Genomic DNA, 24713 nt, shown 5'->3' on the forward strand with positions numbered 1-24713 from the left:
TCTCCTCCCCCCGGAAAAATTCGGTAGTCCGGGCAGGCGCCCTCCCCGAAGGGGTATGCGACAGGAAGGGGGGCACCGGCTCCGACCAGTCAGATCGTGAATTCCATTCGAGGGGCTCGACAACCCTTCGGGCCGGTCATATCGATCGGGGACTGGTGATTGTCTGACCGGAATGGGGAGCTGTGGCGGAAAGCGGGCCGAGCGATGAACAAGAGGCAGCTCTGCAAGCGGCGGCCGACAGGATCGACGACCGCGACACGGCGGGAGCCGAGGCCGCCCTCGAACGGCTCGCCGAATATCCTGCTGGACGGCAGCAGGGGACGAAGCTGATCGCCGAGGCGATATTCGCGGCCCGCGACGATGACGAGAAACGCGCGATTTTCGACTTTCTGAGTCCGGCCGTCATCGCCAGTCTCCACTTCGTCAGCGGCACGAACGGCCGCTTCGCCCGGGCGATGATGATGACCTCATGGCACGATGAAACCGCGGCGCTGCTTCGGGCCGCATGCGACCTTGTACCGGACGACGCCGGACTCGCCTATCAGTATGTCCGTTTCCTCACCCGGATCGACCGGCCGGACGAGCTGAAGCGCTTCATCGACGAGCGCGACGAAATGTTCGGCGATCCTGCCAACCTCATGGCGCTGCTCCCGGGCACCGGGCTGACGGCGGAACAACGCGACGCCGTTCGCACACTTGTCGAAGAAATGGGCCCGGATACCCCCAAGGCGACGCGCCTGCTGGCCGTGCGCTGGTTGGCGAACCACGGGATGTGGGAAGCGGCGGCTGGCGCGGCACACAGGCTTGGGGTCAAGGGTTCCGCGTTTCGCGCCACCGGAATGCTCCTCGACCTCATCGACGAAGCGCCCGACACCGGATCCCGGCCGGAGCCGTTCGAGGGTGCCGACGATGTCTATCTTCGCCGTGCGCCGGAGAGCGGCGGACTGGTGCTGCTTTTCGGCGCCGTCGGCGATGCCAATCTGCTGACTCTCTGGCTTATCGACCGGTATCTCGCCGCACTCGGGCTCAGCTCGCTGATCATGCGCGACAATCACCGGATGGTGTTCATGCAGGGCGTACGCTCGCTCGCTCCGGATCGCGACGGCACGATCGACCGGCTCCGCGCAATCATCGACGATCTCGGTGTCGAGCGCCTCTATACGCTGAGCTCTTCGGGCGGGGGCTTCGGCGCGATGGCATATGGGCTGATGCTGACGGCGGAACGATGCCTGTGCTTCAGCCCGGTTTCGCGCATCGGCGGCGTCGCCGAACATGACCCGAGGACGCCCGTCATTCGCGAGCGGCTCGAACGGCAATGCCCGCCAGCGGAATGGGATATCCTCGACTGGATCGACCGGACGGAGCACCGCATGCCGATCTCGCTCTACTATGGGCGCGACAAGGCCGTCGACCGTTTCCACGCCGAGCACTTGGCCGGCCAGCCTGACGTGAATCTTTTCCCCGTCGAGTCGGGCGGCAAAGGCGGTTCGCTGCTCGCCGTGGCCGCGCAAAGAGATCTCGGCGAAGTGATCGCCCGCGCCTTCGATCTGGAAAGCCCTTAGCCGGGCCCGGCGGTTACACGATCCGGCCGCGCATTGCCCTCAGGCCGGCACGCTCTGCGGATAGTGCACCCTGTCCTGCTCGTAGAACTCCTTGCGGCGCTGCTCGTCGACCATATGCGCGAAAGTCTCATGGTCGTACTTCTTGCCGTCATAAAGGATGTGGTCGGCGGGCCCGTGATCCGGGAACAGATTGTCGACATAGGAGATCATCCGGCTCATCGTCCGGCTGTCGCCGTCCTGCACATTGGTCGGCCGCGCGTGCAGCGTGATATTCTGGTCCATGAAGACGATCTCGCCGTCATTCCAGTCGTGGGTGTAGATATGGTCGGGCCGGTCGAGCAGCGACCAGAGATGGGCGCGGTATTGCATGCTTTCTTCGCGGGACATGCCGCGGAAATGGCTGAAACAGTGGCTGGGGAAACGGATGCCCGTACGGCCTGTCGCCGTCCGGTCGACAAGCGCGCATTCCATATTCGGATAGGGGACCATGTTGTAGCGCACGATCTCCTTTTGCGACGGGATCAGGTCCTGGCTCATCGAGCCGCCGTCCCAGTCCCACACCGTCACCAGCTCGTCGACCATGGACCGGTCTTCGCTGTTGAGCGCTGCATAGGCGGGCGCCGTGCAAAGGAATGCCGTCTGGCTGTTCTCGCTGCCCCACAGGCTCATCAGGCCGACGATACGCTGGCTGTCATGATAGGCCTGCTGATCGCTGTGCCAGTCGAGCTCGCCATTGGTGAAGACGCCGGTCGGCTTGCCCTTCTCGTTCTTCTCGAAGCTCACCCGGGACATTCCGGTCTTGCCCGAGATATGGTCGACGGCATTCGAGATATGGCCGAGATTGGCGAGCAGGCTCCGCCAGTGCCGCCCGGTCAGCCGTTTCTCGCCGACATATTTGTGCATGATGGCGCGGCAGGGTTGCCCCCAAAGCGCGTGGATCTGGTAGAGCCGTTCCTCCGAGACTCCCTGCCGGACCAGCGCGACGCATTCATGGGCGACGGTCCGGCCCAGTTCGCGGCACGCCTCATCGTCCTCCAGATCGATATCCTCGATCTCGATGGCATTGTTGATCGGCATCATGCGCATCGGAGCCCTCCCCGTACAACCAACACCATTCACCAAATCATTATCGAAATCGGGGATAGAGTCGAGGGCGAAATGATCCGGCCGCCCGCGACGGGATGGCGAACCGGACAGAAAACGCCCGCCAGGCGCGAAGGCCGGACGGGCGTCTCTTCTCCTCCCCAGGAAAAGCTCGGTAATCTGGGCAGGCACCCTCTCCCAAGGGCTCAAGCAATAAAAAGGATGGGGGCACCTGCCCCCACCAGTAAGCTCGTTATTCGGCCGCCTCGACGAACTGGTCGGCTTCGGTCGACTCGGCGAGGGCCGTGGTCGAGCTCTGTCCGCCCGTGATCGCGTTGGAGACCATGTCGAAATAGCCGGTGCCGACTTCGCGCTGGTGGCGCGTCGCCGTGTAGCCGTCGTCCTCGGCCGCAAATTCGGCCTGCTGCAGTTCGCTGTAGGCTGCCATGCCGCGATCCTTGTAGCCGCGGGCGAGTTCGAACATCCCGTAGTTGAGCTGGTGGAAACCGGCCAGGGTGACGAACTGGAACTTGTAGCCCATCGCGCCGATCTCGCGCTGGAACTTGGCGATCGTGTCCTTGTCGAGATTCGCTTCCCAGTTGAAGCTCGGCGAGCAGTTATAGGCGAGCATCTTGTTCGGATACTCCTTCTTGATCGCCTCGGCGAAGCGGCGGGCGTCGTCGAGATTGGGCTTCGACGTTTCCCACCAGAGGAGGTCGGCATGCTCCGCGAACGCCAGCCCGCGCTTGATGCAGTGATCGACGCCGGTGCCGTCCTTGAGGCGGAAAAAGCCTTCTGGCGTCCGCTCGCCGGTCATGAATTCATGATCGCGCTCGTCGATATCCGAGGTCATCAGTTTCGCGCTCTCGGCATCGGTCCGCGCGCAGATGATCGTCGGCACGCCGCAGACATCCGCTGCGAGACGGGCCGCGTCGAGATTGCGGATATGCGCCTGGGTCGGGATCAGAACCTTGCCGCCCAGATGGCCGCATTTCTTTTCGGACGCCAGCTGGTCCTCATAATGAACGCCCGCGGCGCCGGCGTTGACGTACGCCTTCATGATCTCGAAACAGTTGAGCGGGCCGCCGAAACCGGCTTCGGCATCGGCGACGATCGGCGCGAACCAGTCGCGCTCCGCTCCGCCTTCCGAATGCTCGATCTGGTCGGCGCGCTGGAGCGTGTTGTTGATCTTGCGCGCAAGCTCGGGCCCGGCATTGGCCGGGTATAGCGACTGATCGGGATACATCGCACCCGCGGTGTTGTTGTCGGCGGCGACCTGCCAGCCGGAGAGGTATATCGCCTGCAAGCCGGCGCGGACCATCTGCATCGCCTGGTTGCCCGAAAGCGCGCCCAGCGCGTTGATGTAATCCTCGTTATGGAGCAGTTCCCAGAGCTTGTTCGCGCCCTTGGCCGCGAGCGTATACTCGATCTTCACCGAACCGCGCAGCGCCTCGACCTTTTCAGGACCATAGGGGCGGGTGATGCCATCGAAACGGCCGGGAGCGGCGGGGATCAGATCTTCGAAGGTCGCCATTACAGTTAATCCTTTACATATCTTTTGAAACGGGGAGGAACGGCTTTGCGCCGCGCTTCTGCCAGTTTTATAGGCGATTCACGGCATTCCGCCTATGCTGCACTGCGATATATCGGGTGTGACAGTCGGATTCAGCGCGCAATCACTCGTCATTTTGTAAAGATATTGACAAAGCCCGTGCGGGCCGTGAAGGAGGTCCCATGGCCGACGCCAAACTCTTTGCCGGACACCGGATCAAGCGGCTCAGGCGCCAGGCCGGGCTCACCCAGGCGGCAATGGCCGGGACCTTGGATATCAGCCCAAGCTATCTCAACCTTATCGAGCGCAACCAGCGTCCCCTGTCGGCGACCCTGCTGCTGCGCCTGGCCGAGCATTTCGATTTCGATCCGCGCAGCCTATCCGACGACGAGCCGGGCGGCGGCGAGACGGGCCTCAGGCGGCGGCTCGCCGACCCGCTGTTCGCCGATCTCGATATCGACCGCAACGAGCTGCAGGAATGGCTGGCTGCCGCGCCCGGCGGCGCCGAGGCCTTTGCCCGCGCCTTCGACCGGATGAGCCAGGGCGGGGGCGTGGCCGATCCCCAGACGCGCGATCCGGTCATCGCCGTCCGGCGCGAGATCGAGCGCTGGAAGAATCACTATGCCGATCTCGACGAACAGGCCGAGGCGCTGGCCGACGAACTCAGGCTCGGTGCCGGGGATCTCTATGGCGCGATCGCCGAGCGGCTCAGGAGCAAGCATCAGCTCACCATCCGTATCCTCCCGGCCGAGGTGATGCCCGACCGGCTCCGGCGGCTCGATCTCCATGCGCGGCAATTGCAGCTGTCCGAAATGCTCGACCAGGCCTCACGCACGTTCCAGGCGGGCTTCCAGCTGGCCCAGATCGAGGCCAAGGCGGAGATCGAGGCGCTGGTAAGCGGCGCGGAGTTCGCCGACCAGGTGCCCGCTCGTTTCTATCATCGCCATCTCGCCGGCTATTTTGCGGCCGGGCTGATGATGCCCTATCGCCGTTTCCTGCGCGCCTGCGAGGCGAGCGGCTATGATTTCGAACTGCTCCAGCGCCGCTTTGGAGCAGGTTTCGAGCAGGTTGCGCATCGGCTGACGACATTGCAGCGGGTCGGCGAGCGGGGCCTGCCTTTCTTCATGCTGCGGATCGACCGGGCGGGCACGGTGTCGAAACGCTATGCGGGGGCGAGCGGGTCGCCGCTCGTCGAGGCCGCGACCTTCTGTCCGCTCTGGCATATCCACCGCGCATTCGACCGGCCCGGCGAGTTCGCGCGGCAACTGGTGGAGCTGGAGGATGAGAGCCGCTGGCTGACCATCTCGCGCACCGTCCACCCGGTCAGCCGCGCGCCGAGCGGGGTGCGGGCCGAATTCGCGATTGGGCTGGGGCTCGCCGCGGACCATGCGGCGCCGCTCGCCGAAGCGCGCGGCATCGATCTGCGCGCCGGCGCGGCGATGCCGATCGGGCTCGGATGCCGTGCCTGCACGCGGGCCGACTGCCCGCAGCGCAGCGCGCCGCCCGCCGGACGCGCCCTCCTGATCACCGAGCGCGAGAGGTCCTTGACGCCCTTTGCCTTTGCGGGCGATTAACCGGTTTCAACGATCTGTGCCCGGAGACCGAAAAATGTCGAGATTCTGGACTCTTGCGCTCCCTGCAACGCTGCTCGCGCTGCCGCTTGCCGCGGCCGCTGAGCCAACCCCTGTAACGGTGCGCGTGCTGTCGGACGATGCGAAGTTCATCGGCACCACCCTGGGCGGGGCGCGCATCGTCATCCGCGACGCGGAGAGCGATGCGGTGCTTGCCGAAGGCGTGACGACCGGCATCACGGGCAATACCGAGCGCATCGTGACCGCGCCCCGCGTCCGTCATGGCAGTATCGCGAGCGAAGGCGATGGCGCGTTCGCGACGGTGCTCGATATCGATCGGCCGACCCGGGTGCGCATCGAGGCCAGCGGCCCGCTCGACCATCCGCAATCAATGGCCGAGGCTGCGCAGAGTCTCTGGCTGATTCCCGGGCGCGCGCCGCACGGCGCCGATGGCGTGGTCCTTACCCTGTCGGGCCTGATCGTCGGTTTCGGTTCGCCCTCCTCGTTCGGCCGGGATTTCTCCGCCGGCACCGAGGTGCCGATTATGGTCGAGGTCGCGCATCTGTGCGGCTGCCCGCTGACGCCGGACGGTACCTGGGATGCCAACCAGTATGAGATCGGCTATCGGGTGACGCGCGACGGCGCGGATGTCGCGGCGGGCGATCTCGATTATGCGGGGACGGCAAGCCAGTTCGCGGGCGGCTTCACACCGCCCGAGACCGGCGTCTACACGGTCTCGGTGATCGCCTATCATCCGCTCACCGGCAATACCGGCGTCGGCAGCCGGACGATCACCGTCCGCTAGAGCAGCTTGCCGCCATCCTTGCCGGCCTTCAGCGCCTCGACGGCTTCCTTCACCCGCTGGCTTTCGCCGCGCGGCAGGATCAGGACCGCATCGTCGGTGGCGACGACGATCAGGTCCTCGACGCCGACCGTCGCGACCTTCGGGCCCTCGGACCGGATCAGGCTGTTCGCCGTATCGATGGCCAGCACATCACCGCGTAGGGAATTTCCCGCAATATCCTTGTCCATCAGGTCATGGAGCGCATCCCAGCTGCCGATATCGGACCAGCCCATCGCGACGGGGACGACGGCGACCTTCTCGGCCTTTTCCATGACCGCATAATCGATCGAGATCGAGGGCGCTTCGGCGAAGCCAGCTGCTTCGGGCCGGTGGACCATGCCGTCGCGCCGCCCCGCGTCGAAGGCCGCGCGGGCGGCGGTAAGGATTTCGGGCGCGTGTTTGCCCAGCGCTTCGAGATAGCGGCCCGCGGTGAAGAGGAAAATCCCGCCATTCCAGTGATAGCCGCCGGCATCCAGAAAGCCCTGCGCGGTCTCCCGGTCGGGCTTTTCGATGAAGCGATCGACCTGAAAGCCCCTATCGTCCAAGGCCTCGCCCTGACGGATATAGCCATAACCGGTTTCCGGACCCGTCGGCGCGATCCCGAAGGTCACGAGCCAGCCATCGGCCGCCAGCGCCGCCGCCCCGCCGATCGCGGCTTCGAACGCCGCGATATCGGCGATCACCTGATCGCTGGGCATGACGAGCATCGGCGTCTCGGGTGGCAAGGCAAGCGCGGCCAGCGCGATGGCCGGTGCCGTGTTGCGCGCCTCGGGTTCGAGTATCATCTCCGCCTCGCCGGCCAACGCCTGCAATATCTCCGCCTGCGCCGCCCCGCCGACGAGCAGCGGCGGGCCGAATCCTTCACCGCTCACCCGGTCCATCGTCCGTTCGAGCATCGTCGTTTCGCCGGTCAGCGGCAGGAACTGTTTCGCGCGCGCGGCGCGCGACAGCGGCCAGAGCCGCGTGCCGCTGCCGCCGGTCAGGATGACGGGAATGATGGGTGGCTTCGTCATCCCATCCTTATGACGGGTCCGTGCGACAGGCGAAAGCCACTAGCCCGCTTCGCGATAATAGCGGCTCCAGATGTCCTTCCCCCGCGCATCATAGTCTTTCATCGCCGCGACCAGCGAAGCGCGCAGGGTGCTGTCGACCATCTCCTCGGGCAGGAGCGGATCGAGATTGATGAGCCGGATCGCCGCCTGGCCGAGCAGCAGGGTCTCGCGCGCGGCCTCGGCCAGAGGGAGACCCTCGATCCGCGCGGCGCTGGTCTCGATCGCGGCGAGCGCTTCGGCGTAGCGGGCCTGGAGCGCTTCCACATCCCAGAGCGTCCGGAAATCGACGCCTTCGGGTGATGCGTAATCGCTGAGTTCGAACAGCATCGCCTTGTCGTCGAGACCGATCGCGACGAGCTCGGCCCGCAAATCGCGGAGTCCGGTCGTGAGATTGGCCGGGCGTACCCAGAGATCGGGTTCGGCCTCGGCGAACCCATGCAGTTTGAGCGCCTGCGACCGCGCGGTCAGCTGCTTGCGGTCCGTGCGGCCGAGATTGCCGGCCGGCACGGCGAGCCAGCCGCCATCCCAGGGTCTGGTCCGTTCGCCGACCCGGCGCCAGCCGCGCACCTGATCGCGCAAGGGGCGCGAGCCGGCGCCCGAGACATACAGTCCGCGCCCCGCGCTTTCGAGCAGGCCTTCCTTCGTCAGCCGGGTCGCGGCCATCCGCATCGCGCTGTCCTCGATGCCGAAGGCGTTGCCGGCGGCGACGAACTGCGCCGCCGTCATCTGCCGCGTGCCGATGGCGTTCATCAGCGACAGGATTAGCCCCCGTCCCGTTACCTCCTGTGCGTCCGGCGACTCGAATGAAACAGTAATTGACATAATATGCGATTATCCGTTATAAATACCGCCGACATATGACAAGGAGTCGCGCGTGTCGAAAACCGTAAGCCTGTCCGATGCCGTCACCAAGGACGAGCTGCGCGCACTTGTCAAAACCTCGGACGTGAAGGCGCTGGGGATATTGCTCGTCAATTATGCGATCATCGCGGGCGCATTCGCGGTCGCGATCCTGTGGCCCAATCCGCTGACGATCCTGCTCGCTATTGCGCTGCTCGCCGGGCGGCAGCTCGGCCTGGCCGTGATGATGCATGATTGTGCGCACCACGCCTTCTTCTCCAGCCGGCGGATCAACGAATTTGTCGGCCACTGGCTGACCGGCGGCCCGATGAACGTCTCGGTTCACGCCTATCGCGCCTATCATCTGAAGCATCACCAGCATGCGGGGACCGAGAAGGACCCGGACATCCCGCTCGTCAAAAACTATCCGGTGAGCCGGGACAGCCTGCGCCGCAAGTTCACGCGCGACTTTACCGGGCAGACGGGCATACGCGACCTGATCTTCAAACTGCGCAAGCTGAAACTGCCCAAGGACCTGCCTTGGCTCGTCTTCCATGGTGCGCTGTTCGCAGCGCTCTGGGCGGTCGGCGCGCCATGGGCCTACGCGCTGTGGTGGGGGGCGGAGCTGTTCGTCTATCCGGCGATAACCCGGCTCCGCAATATCGGCGAGCATGGCGTGGTGAAGGACCGGCTGAGCCTCGAACCGCGCGACAATACCAATACGACGCTCGCCAGTCCGATCGAGCGGCTGTTCGTCGCGCCCAATTTCGTCAACTATCATTGCGAGCATCATCATTTCGCGGCCGTGCCGCCCTATAACCTGCCCAGGCTTCACCGCCTGCTCCGCGAACGGGGCTATTTCGATCGGCATGATTGCGTGACGCGCGGTTATCGCAATGTCATCCGCCGCGCGGTGCGCGCCGATGCCGTGCCGGCTGCCGCCTGACATGGCGCGGGGCGAAGACGCCATCGCCGAAGCCGATATCGCGCAGTGGCTCGGCGGCCGCTCCTTCGCCGATTGCAAAGCCGAGTTCGACGAGGCCGGCTATATCATCTTCGAAAACGTGCTCGACGCCGACGCGGTGGCGCGGCAACGCGCGGCGTTGCAGCCCTGGCTCGAAGCGGATGTCACCGGGCGCAACGATTTCGAGGGGCTCAAATCGAACCGCGTCTATGCGATGCTCGCCAAGTCGCCGGTCTTCGCCGAACTCGTCATCCATCCGCTCGCGCTCGCCTTTGCCGAGGCGGATTTGGGGCGGAGCTGCCTGCTCTCGGCCTGTCTCGCGATCAACCTCCAGCCGGGCGAAACCGTCCAACCCTGGCATTATGACGACAGCCATTTGCGGGTCGACCGGCCGCGCGATTCTTTCGGCGTCAGCACCTTCTGGGCGATCGATCCGATGACCGAGGACAATGGCGCGACCGAGCTTCTGCCCGGCAGCCATGAATGGCCGGAGAACAGCATCGACGGCGCGAACACGGCCGCGGACTTCGCCAATACCGAGGTCCGCGATGTGGACGACGATCCCGGTGCGCGGGACGATGCGATCAAGGCGATGATGCCGGCGGGGTCGCTGATGGTGACGAAGGGAACGCTCTGGCATCGCGGCGGAGCGAACCGGTCGGGCGCACCGCGGCTGATCGTCACCCCGCAATATTGCCCGGGCTGGGCGCGGCAGCTCGAGAACATGGCGATGACGATGACGCCCGAACAGGCGGCGACGCTGCCCGAGCGCGCGCGCGAACTGATCGGCTATTCGATCCACCCGCCGTTCATGGGTTATGTCGACGGCATGCACCCGAACCGGGTATTGGAAGGGGAGAATCGGCAAGGAGCATAAGGCATGGCGGGATCGGCAATCGTATTGGGCGTGGGTGCGGAAAACGGACTGGGCGCCGCGATCGCCCGCCGTTTCGCGAAGGCCGGTCTCCATGTGATCGCCTCGGGCCGGACGCAGGAAAAGCTCGACGCCGTCATCGATACGATCAAGGCCGATGGCGGCAGTGCCGAGGCGCGGGTCGCCGATGCCACGGACGCCGCGCAGGTCGAGACACTATTCGCCGACGTCGCCGCCAACGGACCGATCGATGCGGTCATTCACAATGTCGGTAACAATGCGATCATCCCGTTCGAAGAGCTGACGGCGGAACGGTTCGAGCGGTTCTGGCGGGTCTGCTGCCTCGCCGGCATGCTTACCGCCAAGGCGGCGATGCCGATCCTGGCCGCGCAGGGCCATGGCTCGCTGCTGTTCACCGGCGCCTCGGCGTCGCTGCGCGGCAAACCGGATTTCGCGCATTTCGCCGCGGCGAAGGCCGGCCTCAGAATGCTCGCCCAGTCTCTGGCGCGCGAATATGGGTCGCAGGGCGTCCATGTCGGCCATGTTATCGTCGATGGCGTGATCGACGGCGAAATGGTGCGCAGCATCGCTCCGGAATATCTCGATCGGCTTGGCGATGATGGCGGGCTCGACCCCGACGCGATCGCCGAAAATTACTGGCATCTGCACGCCCAGCCGCGTTCGGCCTGGACGCACGAGCTGGATTTGCGCCCGTTCAGGGAAAACTGGTAGCTAGGTGGCGCGAGCCAATTAACTGATTCAAAACAAGAAAGCTCTATCGCGCTCGCGTGAAGCGTCCGCCGTGGCGTAAAACATCCCGACAGCATCCATTGTGTCGGATTTCTTTACGATTTGCGGCTAAGATACTCTTCACAGAAAGCAATAACGGACGTTTTCCAGCGTGATCAGGCTGTTCAAACATTATGTGCCTAATGCGGTGCTGCTGCTGGGCATCATGGATTTCATCCTGCTGCTCGTCGCGGCGGAACTCGGCTGGATCTACCGGCTGAGCCAGATCGGCAGCATCCCGGAGCCGGCGACGACGCGGATTCCCGAATTGCTAGCCTTTGCCGTTGCGCTGGAAATCGCGATGATCGCAGTCGGCGTATACGGGATCGAGGCACTCAACTCGCTGCGCTTCGCGCTGGCGCGACTGCTCGTCGCCATTTCGATCGGCATCATCTGCCTATCGGCGATTTTCTTCCTCGTCCCCGATCTCTCGCTCTGGCGGTCGAACCTTTTCTATTCGATGATCATCTCGACGGCGCTGCTGTTCGGGATGCGGATATTGCTCGGCAAGACGCTGGGCGGCACCGCGTTCAAGCGGCGGCTGGTCGTGCTCGGTGCCGGCAGCCGCGCCCGGCGGATCAAGGAACTCGCAAAGGATCCGGGCTCGGGCTTCGTCGTCGTCGGCTATATCGCGATGAACGACGGGGCGCAGGAAATCCCCGAGGCGATCAACCGCGATGCGATCTACAATCTCGCCGACCATGTCGTGCTGCTCAACGCGTCGGAAGTCGTGCTGGCGCTCGAGGAACGGCGCAACGCGCTGCCGCTCGACGACCTGCTCCGGATCAAGACTACCGGCGTCCATGTCAACGACCTCTCGACCTTTCTCGAACGCGAGACGGGCCGCGTCGATCTCGACAGCGTCAATCCGAGCTGGCTGATCTTCTCCGACGGCTTTTCGAGCGGACGGCGCATCTCGAGCGCGCTCAAGCGCCTGTTCGATATCGCCGCGAGCGCGGCGCTCCTCGTCGTTACCGCGCCGGTCATCCTGCTGACCGCGATCGCGATCAAGCTGGAAAGCCGCGGCCCGGCCTTTTTCCGGCAGAAACGCGTGGGCCAATACGGCCAGGAGTTCGAGCTCATCAAATTGCGTTCGATGCGCGACGATGCGGAAAAGGAAGGCGAAGCCGTCTGGGCGCAGAAGAACGATCCGCGGGTGACCCGGGTCGGCAAATTCATCCGCATGATCCGGATCGACGAACTGCCCCAGGCCTGGACCGTGCTGAAGGGCGAGATGAGCTTCGTCGGCCCGCGGCCCGAGCGCAAGCAGTTCGTCGACGATCTGGCGACCAAGATGCCCTATTATGCCGAACGGCACATGGTGAAGCCGGGGATCACCGGCTGGGCGCAGGTCAACTATCCCTATGGCGCGAGCCTCGAGGATGCGCGGCACAAGCTCGAATACGACCTCTATTATGCGAAAAACTACACGCCGTTTCTCGACCTGCTGATCCTGCTCCAGACGGTGCGGGTCGTTATCTGGCCGGAAGGCGCGCGCTGAGATGATCGCGCAAGCCGGCATCTGGAGCCATGCGATCGCGGCCGTGCTGTTCGGCGCTCTCGCCCTGTGGCAGTTCGCCAGCCAAGAGCGCCGCGCGGTTATGGCGATCCTCGGCGTTGCCTTCCTGCTGACCGCCATATGGGCGGCGCTCGCATCGGTCACCGCGCCTCATTCGATCCTTTCCGGACTCGGCGAGACGGCCCGCAATCTGGGCTTTTTGACCTTCATGTTCGTTCTGCTGCAGCGGGGGCTTGGCGAAGACCGGCGGCCCTTTATCGGGCTCATCTATGTCGCACTGTTCTCGGTCGCCCTGCTCCAGGTCATGATCAACGGCGCGCTCGGCGTGCTGACAGCCAGCGAGGAGTTGCAGACGCTCGCATACGAATCGACCGTCATTCTCGATCTGTGTTTCGCAATCGGGGCGCTTCTCCTCGTCCATGCGCTCTATACTTCGGCCGCGCCGGAAACCCGCTGGGGCATTCGCCTGACGATGATCGCGATCACCGCCATGTGGGCCTATGACCTCAACCTCTACACGCTCGCCTGGCTGACCGGCCGGCCGCCTGTCGAACTGCTGGCGTTGCGCGGCGTCCTGATGATCGGGCTGGTCCCGACCTTCCTCCTCGCCACGCGTCGCAATGCGGAACTCAAGATGAAGCTCTCGCGCAAGGTGACCTTCCGCTCGCTCTCGCTGCTCGCCATCGCCGGCTATTTCCTGGCGATGTTCTTCGCCAGCCAGCTGATCGATCTGGTCGCGGGAAGCAGCGCCGCGCTCGTCCAGGTCGCGTTCGTCTTCCTGCTGTCGGTCGGCGCGGTCGTGCTGCTGCCGTCGAAGCGGGTGCGGGGCTGGTTGCGGGTCAAGGTCGCCAAGCATCTGTTCGAGCATCGTTACGATTACCGGGCGGAATGGATCCGGTTCAATCACACGCTCGCTCAATCCGGCGCCGATGCCGGTCCGCTCGACGTTCGCGTGGTGCAGGCGCTTGCCGAAATCACCGAAGCGCAGGGCGGCCTGCTCCTGCCGCGCAATGCGCAGGGACAGTTGCAGCCCGGGGCGCGCTGGAACTGGGACGAACTGTCCGGGGTCCGGGCGACCACGGATCGCGCGCTGGGCGACTGGCTCGAGGCCAGCGGGCATATCGCCGAACTCGATCCGCTGCGCGGCGGCAAGCATGGCAACCCGCTGGAAATCGCGACGCTCGTGCCGCGCTGGATGATCGACGCGCCGGATGCCTGGGTCTTGGCGCCGCTGATCCATCGCGACCGGCTCGTCGCCGCGATTCTGCTGAAACGCCCGCGGGTCGACCGGACGCTCGACTGGGAGGATCTCGATCTGCTCCGGATCGTCGGCCGGCAGGCGGCTAGCTATCTCGCCGAATCGCACAGCCAGGATGCGCTCGCCGAGGCGCGGCGCTTCGATGAGTTCAACCGCCGCTTTGCCTTCATCCTCCACGATATCAAGAATCTGGTCAGCCAGCTCAGCCTCGTCGCGCGCAATGCCGAGCGCCATGCCGACAATCCCGAATTTCGCGCCGACATGATCGCCACCTTGCAGGATTCGGTCGGCAAGATGAACGATCTGCTCGCCCGGCTCGCACCCAAGGAGCGCAGCCGCAGCGTGGCGCCGCGTCCCGTCGGTCTCAGGAAGCTGGCCGAACAGATTGCCGCGCAGAAGGGCGATGCGCATCCGATCCGCCTGGCGGCCGGGTCCGGGTGCCGGGCGCTGGCCGATCCGTTCCGGCTCGAAACCGCACTGACCCATCTCGTCCAGAATGCGATCGATGCCAGCCCGCCCGATGCGCCGGTCTGGCTGGCCGTCGGCGGCGACGGCGCGGAAGTATGGATCGCCGTCGAGGACAGCGGCGAAGGGATGGATCCGGCGTTCGTGCGCGACAAGCTGTTCCGCCCGTTCAGCACGTCCAAGACCGGCGGGTTCGGCATCGGGGCGTTCGAAGCGCGTTCGCTCGTCGCGGAGATGAACGGACGCGTCGACGTCGACAGCCGGCCGGGCGAAGGCACGCGCTTCACGATCACCCTGCCTGCCGCCGATAGGGCGGTCATGGCGGACAAAGACAGAGAGACCGCATAGTGGCCGACAAGAAACCCGTTCTCCTGATCATCGAAGACGATGAAGGGCTCCAGCGTCAGCTGCGCTGGGCCTATGAAGACTATGAGGTCGTCGTGGCCGGAGACCGCGAAACCGCGATCGACATGCTGCGCCAGCATGAACCCGCTGTCGTCACGCTCGATCTCGGCCTGCCGCCCGATCCCGACGGAACGAGCGAAGGCTTTGCCACGCTCGAGCAGATCCAGACGCTCAAGCCCGATACCAAGATCATCATCGCGTCCGGGCATGGAGCCCGCGAAAGCGCCCTCCGCGCCATATCGAGCGGGGCCTATGACTTCTACCAGAAGCCGGTCGATATCGACGATCTCGGCCTGATCGTCGCGCGTGCCTTCCAGCTCCACGCGATCGAGCGCGAGAATGAACGGCTGGCCAGCCGGGTCGGCGGCGGCGACGATACGGTGCTGGGCGGCATGATCACGGCCGCGCCCGAAATGCTGAAAGTCGCGCGGACGATCGAGCGCGTCGCCTCGGCCGATGTGTCGGTCATGCTGCTGGGCGCGAGCGGCACCGGCAAGGAACTGCTCGCCCGCGGGCTGCACGACGAGGGCCCGCGCGCCGACAAGCCGTTCGTCGCGATCAACTGCGCGGCGATCCCGGAAAACCTGCTCGAGGCGGAGCTGTTCGGCTATGAGAAGGGCGCCTTCACCGGGGCGGTGAAGACGACCGAAGGCAAGATCGAACTGGCCGAGGGCGGCACGCTGTTCCTCGACGAGGTCGGCGACATCCCGCTGCCGCTCCAGGTAAAGTTGCTGCGCTTCCTGCAGGAGCGCGTCGTCGAACGGATCGGCGGGCGCAAGACGATCCCGGTCGATGTCCGTATCGTCTGCGCCACGCATCAGGATCTCGACACGATGATCGCCGAGAAAAGCTTTCGCGACGATCTCTACTACCGGCTCGCCGAGATCGTCGTCACCATTCCCTCGCTGGCCGAACGGCCGGGCGACGCGACCTTGCTGGCCCGGCATTTCCTGCGCAAATATGCGGGCGAGATGAACTCGCCGGTCAAGGGGTTCGCGCCCGAGGCGCTGGCCGCGATCGAGGGATGGTCCTGGCCGGGCAATGTGCGCGAACTCGAAAATCGCGTGAAGCGCGCCGCGATCATGGCCGATGGCAAGCTGGTCAGCGCATCCGATCTCGATTTCGAAGGGGATGAGGAAGACGAACCGCTGAACCTCAAGGCGGTGCGCGAGATTGCCGACCGCAAGGCTATCCGGCTCGCCTTGTCGCGCTCGGAAAACAATATCTCGCAGGCCGCGAAGCTGCTCGGGATCAGCCGCCCGACGCTCTACGACCTGCTCAAGCAATATGATCTGAGCCCGTGAGCAGGCGGCGGCGCAAACGGCCATCGCGCCCCGCCCGCAAGCCCGTCCCGTTCCGGACGATAATCGGGCTGGGTGCCGGGATCGTGCTGGTGCTAGCGGTCGGTGCGCTGCTGCTGATGCGCGGCAGCGACCCGGCTGGCGCCTATGCGCGGGCCGAGGCCTATGAAGCGACCGGCGATCTGCGCGCGGCCCGGGTCGAGGCGATGAACGCCGTCGATCATGCATCGGACAACGAGGCGGCATGGCGGTTGCTGGCGCGAACCCAGCTCGCGCTCGGCGATGGCGGTGCGGCGCGCACGACGATCGAGCGTGCGCGCAATGCCGGCGTCCCGCCCGAGCGGACGCGCCACCTGATGGCCGAGGCCGTGCTTCTCGCCGGCGATGCCGAGGGTGCGCTGGGCGAGACCGAAAATGTCGTGATCGCGCCCGAATTCTTCGCCGCCGCGGTGCGGGTGCGCGGCCGGGCCTTCCAGGCGCTGGGGCGCACGGCCGCAGCCGCGGAGGCTTTCACGATGGCGATCGAGGACGATTCCGAAAGCGCCGGCCTGTGGGTTGACATCGCCCGGTTCCGTCTGGTCAACGGCGAACAGGCGGGTGCGATCGATGCCGTGAACGAAGCGCTCACCGTCGATCCCGCCGATATCGAGGCGCTGATCCTCAAGGGCCGGATGGTCCGCGATCAATACGGCCTCGTCGCCAGCCTCGCCTGGTTCGACCGGGCTCTCGAGGTCGACGACCGCAATATCGAAGCGCTGCTCGAACGGGCGGCGACCCTGGGCGAGATCGGCCGGATGACGGAGATGCTGGAGACGACGCGCCGGGTGCTGGCGTTCGAGCCCGGCAATGCACAGGCGCTGTACCTGCAGGCTGTAATGGCCGCGCGGGCGCGCAATTATCCGCTGGCACGGCGGTTGATCTCGCTGACCGGCGGCGCGCTGGACCGAGCGCCGGCCATGTTGCTGCTGCAGGCCGGTCTCGATTATCGCGCGCAGAATTACGAAGCCGCGATCCGGCGGCTCAATCGGCTGCTCGAAATCCAGCCGGCCAACCATGCCGCGGTTCGCCTGCTCGGCGCGGCCAAATTCCATGCCGGCGACATGCCCGCGGCGATCGCGGCACTGGCGCCGCTGGCGGACCGGCCCGATGCGGACAGCTATGTGCTGACCCTGATCGGGCGAGCCTGGGAACGGGAGGGCGACTTCGATCGCGCCGCACCCTATCTGGCGCGCGCCGCGCGCCCGGCGCGCACCGGGCTCACGCCGCTCGGCGCGCCGCCCGAGGATGCCGCGGCCCTCGCGCTGATCGAGCGCGATGCAAGGCAAGAGGGCGGGGCCCGGGCCGAGGTCGAGCTGATCCGCGCCTATCTCGCGCTCGGGCGAACGGGCGATGCGCTCGCGCGCGCGGAGCGGCTGCGCACCGCCAATCTCGGCGCGCCCGATGCGCATCTGATCTATGGCGATGCGCTGGGCGCGGTCGGCCGCTATGGCGACGCGGCGGCGGCCTATGCGACGGCCGCCAATATCCGCTTTTCCGAACGCGCCGCGCTCGGCATGTTCGAGGCGCTGCAGCGCGTCGGCCAGCCCGAAGAGGCGCTGCGCGTGCTGACCCTGTTCCGCCAGCAGAATCCGCGCAACATCGCGACCGGCCTCGTTTCGGCGCAGCTCAACCTGCAGGCCGGCCGCTGGCCGCAGGCCGCCGCGATCCTCGAACAGCTCAGGCGGCGCATCGGCGATCGCGATGCCGCGATCCTCGCCAACCTCGCCTGGGCGCGATACGAGATGGGGGAAGCCGAGCGTGCGACGGCGCTGGCCCGCCGCGCCTATCTGCTGCTCCCGATGAACGCGTCGACGAGCGAGATTTACGGCTGGATTCTCGCGGACAGCGGTGCGGACCGGACGCTCGGTCTCGAACTGCTCGAAAAGGCGCGGTCGCTGGCGCCGGACGACCCGCAGATCGCCGAACGATTAGTGGAGGCACGGTCGCGGGCCGGATAGGCGACTGGCATCGCGGCACGGTTAGCGGCTAAGACCGTCGCATGACCGACGACGCCCTTTCCCGGATCGCCGACGCGCTGGATCGGATCGCCCCGCTGCCCGGCACGCCCGCCGATCCGCTGGCCGATCCCGCCTATGTCTGGCGCGGCGACCGGCTCCATGCCGCGCAGCATTTCTTGCCGCTGCCGCTTGCGCTGCTGACCGGGATAGACACGCAGAAAGAGGCCGTGCTCGAGAATAGCCGCCGGCTCGCGCGCGGCGCGGCGGCGCACGACATCCTGCTCTGGGGTTCGCGCGGTTCGGGCAAATCGATGCTCGCCAAGAGCGCAATCGCGGCGTTGCAGGCGGACGGCGACAATCTCGCCTTGGTCGAGGTCGCGCCCGACCGGCTCGACAGCCTCCCGGACCTGTTCGCGCTGCTCGCCCCGGTGGATCGCGCTTTCGTCCTGTTTATAGACGATATCGGTTTCGACGGCGATGCGGTTGCCGCCCGGGCGCTGCGCTCGCTGCTCGAGGGCGGGGCCGAGGCGCGGCCGGCCAATATGCGGCTCTACGTCACCTCGAACCGCCGCCATATCGTGCCACGCTCGATGGCCGAGCAGGACGATCCGGTGAACCCGCGCGACGCGCGCGACGACAGCCTCGCGCTCTCCGACCGGTTCGGTCTCAGCCTGGGCTTCCATGCGGCGAGCCAGCCCGATTATCTGGCGATGGTCGCGGCCTATGCCGCCCATTTCGATCTCGCCTTCGACGAAACCGATGCGATCGGCTGGGCGACCCGGCGCGGCGGCCGTTCGGGCAGGGTGGCATGGCAATATGTGGTGGAACTGGCGGGCCGCGCGGGGCGTTCGCTCGGTTAGCCAAAAGAGCAGGACAGGCGAGCCTGAATCATTCGAACGGTCCGCCCGGATCATCGGGATCGTCATCGCCGCCCGTTGCCATCTCGCCTTCGGCCATGCCGTTCATGGCTTCGGCCGCTTCGTCCATCGCCTCTTCCCCCTCGGCCATCGCCTCCTCGGCCGTTTCTTCGACGGCCAGGGCCTCAGCGTCCGCGGCCTGTTCCGTGGCGGTTTCCGCACATCCGGCGATGGCCAACGGCCCAGCCAGCATCAAAAACAGATGAATTGATCTTCTCATATATTCCTCCTCGTTGTCATGGTGCCGAATCTATCCTTGGCCGGCATGGAGGACGGCGAGCGCGCCAATATCGCCGTCACAAACGTCCGCCAAGCTCACCAGGACCCGGTTCTTCCACCACAAATTCTCTTCGTTGCGGCCGAACAGGCCCTGCCAGGCGCCGTCGGTCTCTTGGACGGTAGCCGAAATGCGGGCGACTTCGAGATCGCACCGAACGACGAAATCGAAGATCCGTATGTCCCGTTCGCCCGGTTCGATGTCATGTTCTGCGATCCCCGAAAAACGGCGTACCCGGTCGAACCGCAATTCGCTCTGATTGGCGAAGCCGCGAGCCGCCTGATAGATACCCGGACGCTGCGGATAGAAGCGCGGCACGGGATCGCTCCGCAGGCAATCGGCTGGATACTGCGCCGTGGCCGTCGGTTCGAAATAGATCCATGGCCGCCAAAGCGTTCGCGGCCAGTATTCGGGCGGGAGTGCCACAATGTCCAGGAGGCACAGAGTGTTGGGTAGTACGCTCAGCAGTCGTACATCCCAGCGCTCGAGTTCGAGCAGCGTATGGCCGGCATTTTCGACGATCACTTTGGCTTCGATCAGGGCATGGTTCTCGTCGAGCCGGACGGCGGTGACTTCCAGGTCGAGGATCGCGTGGGGCTCCGTCCGCCGGTCGAAAAAATACCAGGAGCCGGCCGCGATCAGCGCGACGACGGTGATCGCCGCTTGCAGGGTCTGCGCGATATATTTGGGCCGCTCGTCCTCCGGATAGGTGCGCGCCAGCCACCCCATCGAGAGATAGAGCAGCAGGAATGCAACGATGCAGATCAGGAATACGATATCGCCCTCCCGTCGCGTCGCGCGTGTCCTAGCGCGGATTTGACGCCGGCGAGCCGGAGATGGCACCGGGATGGATCAAATCGGGCGGCTCGCGCTTTGATCCTTCGACACCAGCTTCAACCGGAAAGAACGAGAATGAAACTCTATTACAGCCCCGGCGCCTGCAGCCTTGCGAGCCATATCGCGCTTGTCGAAAGCGGGCGGGACTTCGACGCCGTGAAAGTCGATCTGTCCCGGCACGAGACCGAAAATGGCCAGGATTTTTACGGGATCAGCAAGCGCGGTTATGTCCCGGTCATCGAGACCGATGAGGGCGTGCTGACCGAAAATCCGGCCGTTCTCGCCTATCTCGCGCGGTACACCGATGCCGCGCCCGAGGGCCGGGCCTGGTACAAGATGCTCGAATGGATCGGCTATGTCGGCTCGGAGATCCACGGCGCCTACGGCCCTCTGTTCGGCAATGGCGGCGAGGCCGAAAAGGTGAACGCGAAGGACGAGGTCGCGCGCAAATTCCGGGTCGCGGTGGATATTCTCGACCGGGACGACTGGCTCGTCGCCGACCGGCCGACCGTCGCCGACAATTATCTGTTCGTGACGACGCTCTGGGCGCGCAAGATGGGGATCGATACGCCTGACTGGATCGCCGATTTCCGCGACCGCAATCTCGCGCGCGACAGCGTGAAGAAAGCGATGGCGGCTGAGGGGCTCGGCTAGCCGGCTTCCAGCGCCTCGGCCATTTCCGCCACCTCGAGCCAGCGTTCCTCATGCGCGGCGCGGGTGGCGCGGGCGTCCTCGATCTCCTTGGTCAGCGCATGGAACCGGTCGGGGTCGCGCCGGTAGAGATCGGGATCGGCAAGTTCGGCCTCGGCCTTGGCGGTCGCCGTGTCGATCTTGTCGATCTCGCCGGGCAACCGGTCGAGATCGCGCTGGTCCTTGTAGCTGAGCTTGGTCGGTTTCGACGGCGACGGCGGGGCGGACGGCGAAGCTTTCGGCCTGGCGGCGGGCTTGCGCGTTTCCGCGCGCGGCTTGCGCCGCCGCTCCCAGTCCTCGTAACCGCCTGCAACGATATCGACCGTGCCCGAGCCGTCCAGACCGAGCGTCACGGTGACGGTTCGGTCGAGAAAGTCGCGGTCATGGCTGACGATCAGCACCGTGCCCTCATAATCGGCAATGACTTCCTGCAAGAGGTCGAGCGTCTCCATGTCGAGATCGTTGGTCGGCTCGTCGAGCACCAGCAGGTTGGACGTCTTTGCGAATTCGCGCGCCAGCAACAGCCGCGAGCGTTCGCCGCCCGAAAAGGTACCGATCCTGGCATCGGTGAGCGTCGGATCGAACAGGAAATCCTTCAGATACGCCTCGATCCGCTTGGGCGTGCCGTTCACATCGATCCAGTCGCTACCCTCGGTCAGCACGTCGCGGACGCGTTTTTCCGGTTCCATCAGCGCGCGCTGCTGGTCGATGATCACGGCATCGAGCGTCTTCGCGCGCTTCACGCGCCCCGTATCGGGCTGGATCTCGCCGGTCAGAAGCTTGAGTAGCGTCGTCTTGCCCGCGCCGTTCGCGCCGACGATGCCGATCCGGTCGCCACGCTGAATCTTGAGGGTGAAATCGTCGATGATGGTGCGGTCGCCATAGCTCTTGGAGACCTTGCGCGCGTCGATCACGCTCTTTGCCTTCACCTCGTCGCTCTCGACAGAGAGCTTGGCGACGCCCGTCGGGCCGAGCATCTTCTCCCGCTGCGCGCGCAGCTCGTACAGCTTCGTCAGCCGTCCCTGGTTGCGTTTGCGCCGCGCGGTGACGCCGCGATGCAGCCAGTGCGTCTCGATCTTCAGTTTCGCGTCCATCCGCTCGGCGGCCTTCGCCTCCTCGGCGTAGATTTTCTCGACCCAGGCGTCGTACCCGCCAAAGCCGATCTCGGCGCGGCGGAGATTGCCGCGGTCGAGCCACAGGGTCGAGCGGGTCAGGCGTTTGAGGAACGTCCGGTCATGGCTGATCGCGATGAAGGCGCCCGTGTAGCGGCCGAGCCAGTCTTCGAGCCAGTCGATCGCGGTCAGGTCGAGATGGTTGGTCGGCTCGTCGAGAAGGAGCAGGTCCGGATTTTGCGCGAGCGCCCGGGATATCGCCGCTCGCCGCCGTTCCCCGCCCGATGCGGTGTCGGCAGGCGTATCGAGATCGATGCCGAGCTGGCCCGCGATCGCCTCTATCTCGTGCGGCGCGGGCGCATCCTCGCCATCGAGCGCCCAGTCTTTCAGCGTCGCATGGCCCACCATATCCGGGTCCTGTTCGAGCAGCACGACGCGCGTGCCCGGCTGGATCGTTCGCCGCCCCTCATCGGCCTCTATCTGGTCGGCCAGCAGGCGGAACAGCGTCGTCTTGCCCGTCCCGTTGCGGCCGATCAGCGCGAGCCGGTCGCGCGCACCGATATGAAGGTCGAGCCCGCGGAACAGCCAGCCCGTGCCCTGGTTGAGGCCGAGATTTTCGAAAGAGAGGATGGGTGCGGCCATGGCGGCGCTTCATTCCGCGACGCCGCCTGCTTGTCAAAACTATTCGCGCCGCGACTTAGCAGGTCAGATCGCCATATTCGAAGCCATGGGTCGGCGTCGCCAGGAGCCGTGGCAGCCCGAAATACTCGGCAACGTCGCGGGCGCCGCGATTGCAGAACTCCTCGACTTCGGCGAATTGCGGATAGCTGTAATATTGGGCGGCCCAGTCGGCCTCATCCTTCGCGCGAACCTTCTTTCGCCCGTGTTTCGCTTTGCGCAGCTTTCGATACGCGTCCCATTGCTGCCGCCGGACCCGGTCTCCGGCTTCGCAGCCATGGATCACTTCGTGCAGCGCGATGAATTCCAGTCCGCCCGAATGCGCGCCCCATCCGAGTACGGTCGAATAACGGATCGTCGAGACCTTGCTGGGAAAATCGAACATGCCGCCATAGCCCGGCTGGAAGGCATCGCCGACGACGAGAAAATGGATCTTGTCCCACACCGCGTTGAACTCTTTGGCGGTCAGTTCGCTGCCGTCGGCGAAGGGTATCGACCATTGTTTGCCGAGCTGCGCGATAGTGTTCGTGAAGCTGTCGATGAACCGCCGGAGATGGACGTCCGCGTCGCGGATCGCGATGATGGTTTCCGGCTTCAGCTCGTCGGATATCTTGTTCGATACACTGGCCATGGCCGTGGCATCGTGCGCCCATTCCGGGCCGGTTGCGATTTCAGAACGATCCGAAGTGGAGGGTATCGGACGGGCAGTCGCGCCGTACCTCGGCCGGCGGTCAGTCCCGACGGGTCCGGATCAGCGGCAGCCCGCCGTCCGGTTTCAGGGTCACGGTGCCGACCGGGCGCACGATATGGCCCGGCGGGAGTTGGAAGCGCCAGGCCGCAAGCCAGTGGGCGAGAATGACCAGCGCCTCGACGATCGAAAAGCGCATGCCGACACAGACGCGCGGCCCGCCGCCGAACGGGACATATTGGAAGCGATGCTGCTTCGCCTTGGCATCCGGCAGAAACCGGTCGGCGTCGAACGCATCGGGATCGTCCCACAGCGCCTTGTGGCGATGCAACACCCAGGGCCAGATCGAGACGATATCGCCGGGCTCGACCGCCGTGCCGCTCAGCTCGTCATGCCCGATCGCCTGGCGATCGAAGCGCGGCACGGGCGGATAGAGACGCAACGTCTCGTCGAGGACGCGGCGGAGCAGGGGGAGGCGGTCGGCCAGAGTCGCCGGCTCTCCGTCGGCAAGCGCGGCCCGGGCTTCCGCCGCGGCCTGCTCCTGCAGATCGGGCTGGGCGGCGAGCGTATAGAGCGTCCAGGTGACCGCATTGGCCGTGGTCTCATGCCCGGCGAGGTAGAAGGTCGCCGCATTGTCGACCGCCAGCTGCAGCGCTTCGGCCGGGCTGAAACGGTCGTGCAGGTCGCTGATCAATTGCCCGAGAAAATCGTCGCCGCCATCGGGCAGCCGGTCGCGCACCACATTGGCGAGCGTCCGGCGCAGCTCCTTCTGCGCGCGCTGGCCCGCGCGCATCGTGCGGTTCCAGGGCACGGGCGGCAGGCCGAGAATCGCCGACAGCCGCACCTCGCCTCCGGCCTTGAGCGAGGCGGCGATATTGTGCATCGCTTCGGGCGTTTTAAGCCGGGGATCGCCGCCGAACAGCGTATCGGCGATGATCGTCATCGTCGTCGCCGTCGCTTCGGCCGCCATGTCGCCGGTGGAGCCGTCCGGCCAGCCGGCCATGCGCGCCTCGGCGGTAGACGCGAAAATGGACGCGACACTCTCGACCGCGCCGGGCGTGAAGCTCGCCGCGACGATCCGCCGCTGCGCGCGCCACAGATCGCCGTCCGCGCTCAACAGCCCCTTGCCGATCATCGGCGCGATCAGCTTCTTGACGATATCGGGCTTGGCATAATTGGCGGCATTGGTCTGGAGCACCCGCTGCACGGCGTCGGGGTCGAGCGGGATATGGACGGTGAAGCGCAACACCTGGCGGCGGATATGCCGTATCTCGAACGCCTTTTGCGACCAGCCATAGACCGAATTGCGCGCCCGCTCGCCAAACAGGCCCCGCCATACCGGCGCGGCGACGGCCTCGCGCGGCGGATGGGGCGGGACGAAGCGCGGTTCGCTCATGGTCGCCGCCGGACGGGCGTTTGCAGTGCCATGCCAGCGGTT

At 65.6% G+C, this 24713-nt stretch carries 21 protein-coding genes; 12 read left to right on the forward strand and 9 right to left on the reverse strand.

The window, feature by feature from the left end:
- The first annotated feature begins 182 nt into the window (after positions 1 to 182).
- Positions 183 to 1562 (forward strand): hypothetical protein, encoded by a 1380-nt coding sequence (locus HFP57_RS13105; protein WP_176870205.1) that lies wholly within the window; start codon positions 183 to 185, stop codon positions 1560 to 1562.
- A gap of 39 nt (positions 1563 to 1601) precedes the next feature.
- On the opposite strand, the gene HFP57_RS13110 is transcribed toward HFP57_RS13105, so the two are convergent.
- Both HFP57_RS13110 and aceA read right to left on the reverse strand, forming a co-directional pair.
- Positions 1602 to 2648: a TauD/TfdA dioxygenase family protein gene (locus tag HFP57_RS13110; RefSeq protein ID WP_176870206.1), complete on the reverse strand. Its 1047-nt coding sequence runs from the start codon at positions 2646 to 2648 to the stop codon at positions 1602 to 1604.
- 250 nt (positions 2649 to 2898) lie between these two features.
- Positions 2899 to 4179 carry an isocitrate lyase gene (aceA, locus tag HFP57_RS13115; RefSeq protein WP_176870207.1) on the reverse strand — a complete coding sequence of 427 codons (1281 nt, stop codon included), beginning with the start codon at positions 4177 to 4179 and terminating at the stop codon, positions 2899 to 2901.
- Positions 4180 to 4379: 200 nt separating this feature from the next.
- On the opposite strand from aceA, the gene HFP57_RS13120 reads away from it, so the two are divergent.
- Together HFP57_RS13120 and HFP57_RS13125 are read left to right on the forward strand one after the other, a co-directional pair.
- Positions 4380 to 5771 carry a helix-turn-helix domain-containing protein gene (locus HFP57_RS13120; protein WP_176870208.1) on the forward strand — a complete coding sequence of 464 codons (1392 nt, stop codon included), beginning with the start codon at positions 4380 to 4382 and terminating at the stop codon, positions 5769 to 5771.
- A 34-nt stretch (positions 5772 to 5805) separates the two neighbouring features.
- Positions 5806 to 6573 carry a hypothetical protein gene (locus HFP57_RS13125; protein WP_176870209.1) on the forward strand — a complete coding sequence of 256 codons (768 nt, stop codon included), beginning with the start codon at positions 5806 to 5808 and terminating at the stop codon, positions 6571 to 6573.
- On the opposite strand, the gene HFP57_RS13130 is transcribed toward HFP57_RS13125, so the two are convergent.
- Together HFP57_RS13130 and HFP57_RS13135 are read right to left on the reverse strand one after the other, a co-directional pair.
- Positions 6570 to 7625 (reverse strand): mannose-1-phosphate guanylyltransferase/mannose-6-phosphate isomerase, encoded by a 1056-nt coding sequence (locus HFP57_RS13130; protein WP_176870210.1) that lies wholly within the window; start codon positions 7623 to 7625, stop codon positions 6570 to 6572. The genes HFP57_RS13125 and HFP57_RS13130 overlap by 4 nt on opposite strands.
- A 39-nt stretch (positions 7626 to 7664) precedes the next feature.
- The gene (locus HFP57_RS13135) at positions 7665 to 8414 is read right to left on the reverse strand and encodes a hypothetical protein (RefSeq protein WP_176870211.1); all 750 of its coding nucleotides are present in this window, start codon (positions 8412 to 8414) and stop codon (positions 7665 to 7667) included.
- 124 nt (positions 8415 to 8538) lie between these two features.
- Here HFP57_RS13135 and HFP57_RS13140 point away from each other — a divergent pair, with 124 nt between their 5' ends.
- The 8 genes from HFP57_RS13140 to HFP57_RS13175 all read left to right on the forward strand — a co-directional run bounded on the left by HFP57_RS13140 (position 8539) and on the right by HFP57_RS13175 (position 18936).
- On the forward strand, positions 8539 to 9450 hold the full coding sequence (locus HFP57_RS13140; RefSeq protein WP_176870212.1) for a fatty acid desaturase family protein: 912 nt from the start codon (positions 8539 to 8541) through the stop codon (positions 9448 to 9450).
- Between the two features lies 1 nt (position 9451).
- Complete coding sequence (locus tag HFP57_RS13145; RefSeq protein WP_176870213.1) at positions 9452 to 10345, forward strand: phytanoyl-CoA dioxygenase family protein; 894 nt, start codon at positions 9452 to 9454, stop codon at positions 10343 to 10345.
- A 3-nt stretch (positions 10346 to 10348) separates the two neighbouring features.
- Entirely contained in the window at positions 10349 to 11074 is a 726-nt protein-coding gene (locus HFP57_RS13150; protein ID WP_176870214.1) for an SDR family NAD(P)-dependent oxidoreductase, read from the forward strand.
- Positions 11075 to 11243: 169 nt separating this feature from the next.
- Positions 11244 to 12632 carry a TIGR03013 family XrtA/PEP-CTERM system glycosyltransferase gene (locus HFP57_RS13155; protein WP_176870215.1) on the forward strand — a complete coding sequence of 463 codons (1389 nt, stop codon included), beginning with the start codon at positions 11244 to 11246 and terminating at the stop codon, positions 12630 to 12632.
- 1 nt (position 12633) lies between these two features.
- Positions 12634 to 14721 carry an XrtA/PEP-CTERM system histidine kinase PrsK gene (prsK, locus tag HFP57_RS13160; RefSeq protein WP_176870216.1) on the forward strand — a complete coding sequence of 696 codons (2088 nt, stop codon included), beginning with the start codon at positions 12634 to 12636 and terminating at the stop codon, positions 14719 to 14721.
- Entirely contained in the window at positions 14721 to 16082 is a 1362-nt protein-coding gene (gene prsR / locus HFP57_RS13165) for a PEP-CTERM-box response regulator transcription factor (RefSeq protein WP_176870217.1), read from the forward strand. Before prsK ends, prsR begins: the two co-directional genes overlap by 1 nt.
- A complete protein-coding gene (locus HFP57_RS13170; RefSeq protein ID WP_176870218.1) occupies positions 16079 to 18076 on the forward strand; it encodes a tetratricopeptide repeat protein in 1998 nt (665 codons plus the stop codon). The genes prsR and HFP57_RS13170 overlap by 4 nt, the downstream gene beginning before the upstream one ends.
- 41 nt (positions 18077 to 18117) lie before the next feature.
- Complete coding sequence (locus tag HFP57_RS13175; protein ID WP_176870219.1) at positions 18118 to 18936, forward strand: ATP-binding protein; 819 nt, start codon at positions 18118 to 18120, stop codon at positions 18934 to 18936.
- A 28-nt stretch (positions 18937 to 18964) separates the two neighbouring features.
- Here HFP57_RS13175 and HFP57_RS13180 read toward each other — a convergent pair whose 3' ends face one another.
- Positions 18965 to 19213 (reverse strand): hypothetical protein, encoded by a 249-nt coding sequence (locus tag HFP57_RS13180; protein ID WP_176870220.1) that lies wholly within the window; start codon positions 19211 to 19213, stop codon positions 18965 to 18967.
- A 30-nt stretch (positions 19214 to 19243) separates the two neighbouring features.
- On the reverse strand, positions 19244 to 20113 hold the full coding sequence (locus HFP57_RS13185; protein ID WP_176870221.1) for a hypothetical protein: 870 nt from the start codon (positions 20111 to 20113) through the stop codon (positions 19244 to 19246).
- Between the two features lie 69 nt (positions 20114 to 20182).
- Here HFP57_RS13185 and HFP57_RS13190 point away from each other — a divergent pair, with 69 nt between their 5' ends.
- Positions 20183 to 20761, forward strand: a complete 579-nt coding sequence (locus HFP57_RS13190) for a glutathione binding-like protein (RefSeq protein WP_176870222.1) — start codon at positions 20183 to 20185, stop codon at positions 20759 to 20761.
- On the opposite strand, the gene HFP57_RS13195 is transcribed toward HFP57_RS13190, so the two are convergent.
- From HFP57_RS13195 to HFP57_RS13205, 3 genes are all read right to left on the reverse strand, one after another.
- Complete coding sequence (locus tag HFP57_RS13195; protein ID WP_176870223.1) at positions 20758 to 22551, reverse strand: ABC-F family ATP-binding cassette domain-containing protein; 1794 nt, start codon at positions 22549 to 22551, stop codon at positions 20758 to 20760. The two genes, HFP57_RS13190 and HFP57_RS13195, sit on opposite strands and share 4 nt — an antisense overlap.
- 55 nt (positions 22552 to 22606) lie before the next feature.
- Positions 22607 to 23218: a hypothetical protein gene (locus HFP57_RS13200; RefSeq protein WP_176870224.1), complete on the reverse strand. Its 612-nt coding sequence runs from the start codon at positions 23216 to 23218 to the stop codon at positions 22607 to 22609.
- A 100-nt stretch (positions 23219 to 23318) separates the two neighbouring features.
- Positions 23319 to 24671: a cytochrome P450 gene (locus tag HFP57_RS13205; RefSeq protein ID WP_176870225.1), complete on the reverse strand. Its 1353-nt coding sequence runs from the start codon at positions 24669 to 24671 to the stop codon at positions 23319 to 23321.
- Between the last annotated feature and the right edge of the window lie 42 nt (positions 24672 to 24713).

Source organism: Parasphingopyxis algicola (genome assembly GCF_013378075.1).
GTDB lineage: Bacteria > Pseudomonadota > Alphaproteobacteria > Sphingomonadales > Sphingomonadaceae > Parasphingopyxis > Parasphingopyxis algicola.

Excerpts from the sequence above, each read along its gene's own strand:
- HFP57_RS13180 (WP_176870220.1), bottom strand. The coding sequence starts at position 19,213 with ATGAGAAGATCAATTCATCTGTTTTTGATGCTGGCTGGGCCGTTGGCC.
- HFP57_RS13150 (WP_176870214.1), top strand. The coding sequence starts at position 10,349 with ATGGCGGGATCGGCAATCGTATTGGGCGTGGGTGCGGAAAACGGACTG.
- HFP57_RS13145 (WP_176870213.1), top strand. The coding sequence starts at position 9,452 with ATGGCGCGGGGCGAAGACGCCATCGCCGAAGCCGATATCGCGCAGTGG.
- HFP57_RS13190 (WP_176870222.1), top strand. The coding sequence starts at position 20,183 with ATGAAACTCTATTACAGCCCCGGCGCCTGCAGCCTTGCGAGCCATATC.
- HFP57_RS13110 (WP_176870206.1), bottom strand. The coding sequence starts at position 2,648 with ATGCGCATGATGCCGATCAACAATGCCATCGAGATCGAGGATATCGAT.
- HFP57_RS13175 (WP_176870219.1), top strand. The coding sequence starts at position 18,118 with ATGACCGACGACGCCCTTTCCCGGATCGCCGACGCGCTGGATCGGATC.
- prsK (WP_176870216.1), top strand. The coding sequence starts at position 12,634 with ATGATCGCGCAAGCCGGCATCTGGAGCCATGCGATCGCGGCCGTGCTG.
- HFP57_RS13120 (WP_176870208.1), top strand. The coding sequence starts at position 4,380 with ATGGCCGACGCCAAACTCTTTGCCGGACACCGGATCAAGCGGCTCAGG.
- HFP57_RS13135 (WP_176870211.1), bottom strand. The coding sequence starts at position 8,414 with ATGAACGCCATCGGCACGCGGCAGATGACGGCGGCGCAGTTCGTCGCC.
- HFP57_RS13130 (WP_176870210.1), bottom strand. The coding sequence starts at position 7,625 with ATGACGAAGCCACCCATCATTCCCGTCATCCTGACCGGCGGCAGCGGC.
- HFP57_RS13195 (WP_176870223.1), bottom strand. The coding sequence starts at position 22,551 with ATGGCCGCACCCATCCTCTCTTTCGAAAATCTCGGCCTCAACCAGGGC.
- aceA (WP_176870207.1), bottom strand. The coding sequence starts at position 4,179 with ATGGCGACCTTCGAAGATCTGATCCCCGCCGCTCCCGGCCGTTTCGAT.
- HFP57_RS13125 (WP_176870209.1), top strand. The coding sequence starts at position 5,806 with ATGTCGAGATTCTGGACTCTTGCGCTCCCTGCAACGCTGCTCGCGCTG.
- HFP57_RS13200 (WP_176870224.1), bottom strand. The coding sequence starts at position 23,218 with ATGGCCAGTGTATCGAACAAGATATCCGACGAGCTGAAGCCGGAAACC.
- HFP57_RS13205 (WP_176870225.1), bottom strand. The coding sequence starts at position 24,671 with ATGAGCGAACCGCGCTTCGTCCCGCCCCATCCGCCGCGCGAGGCCGTC.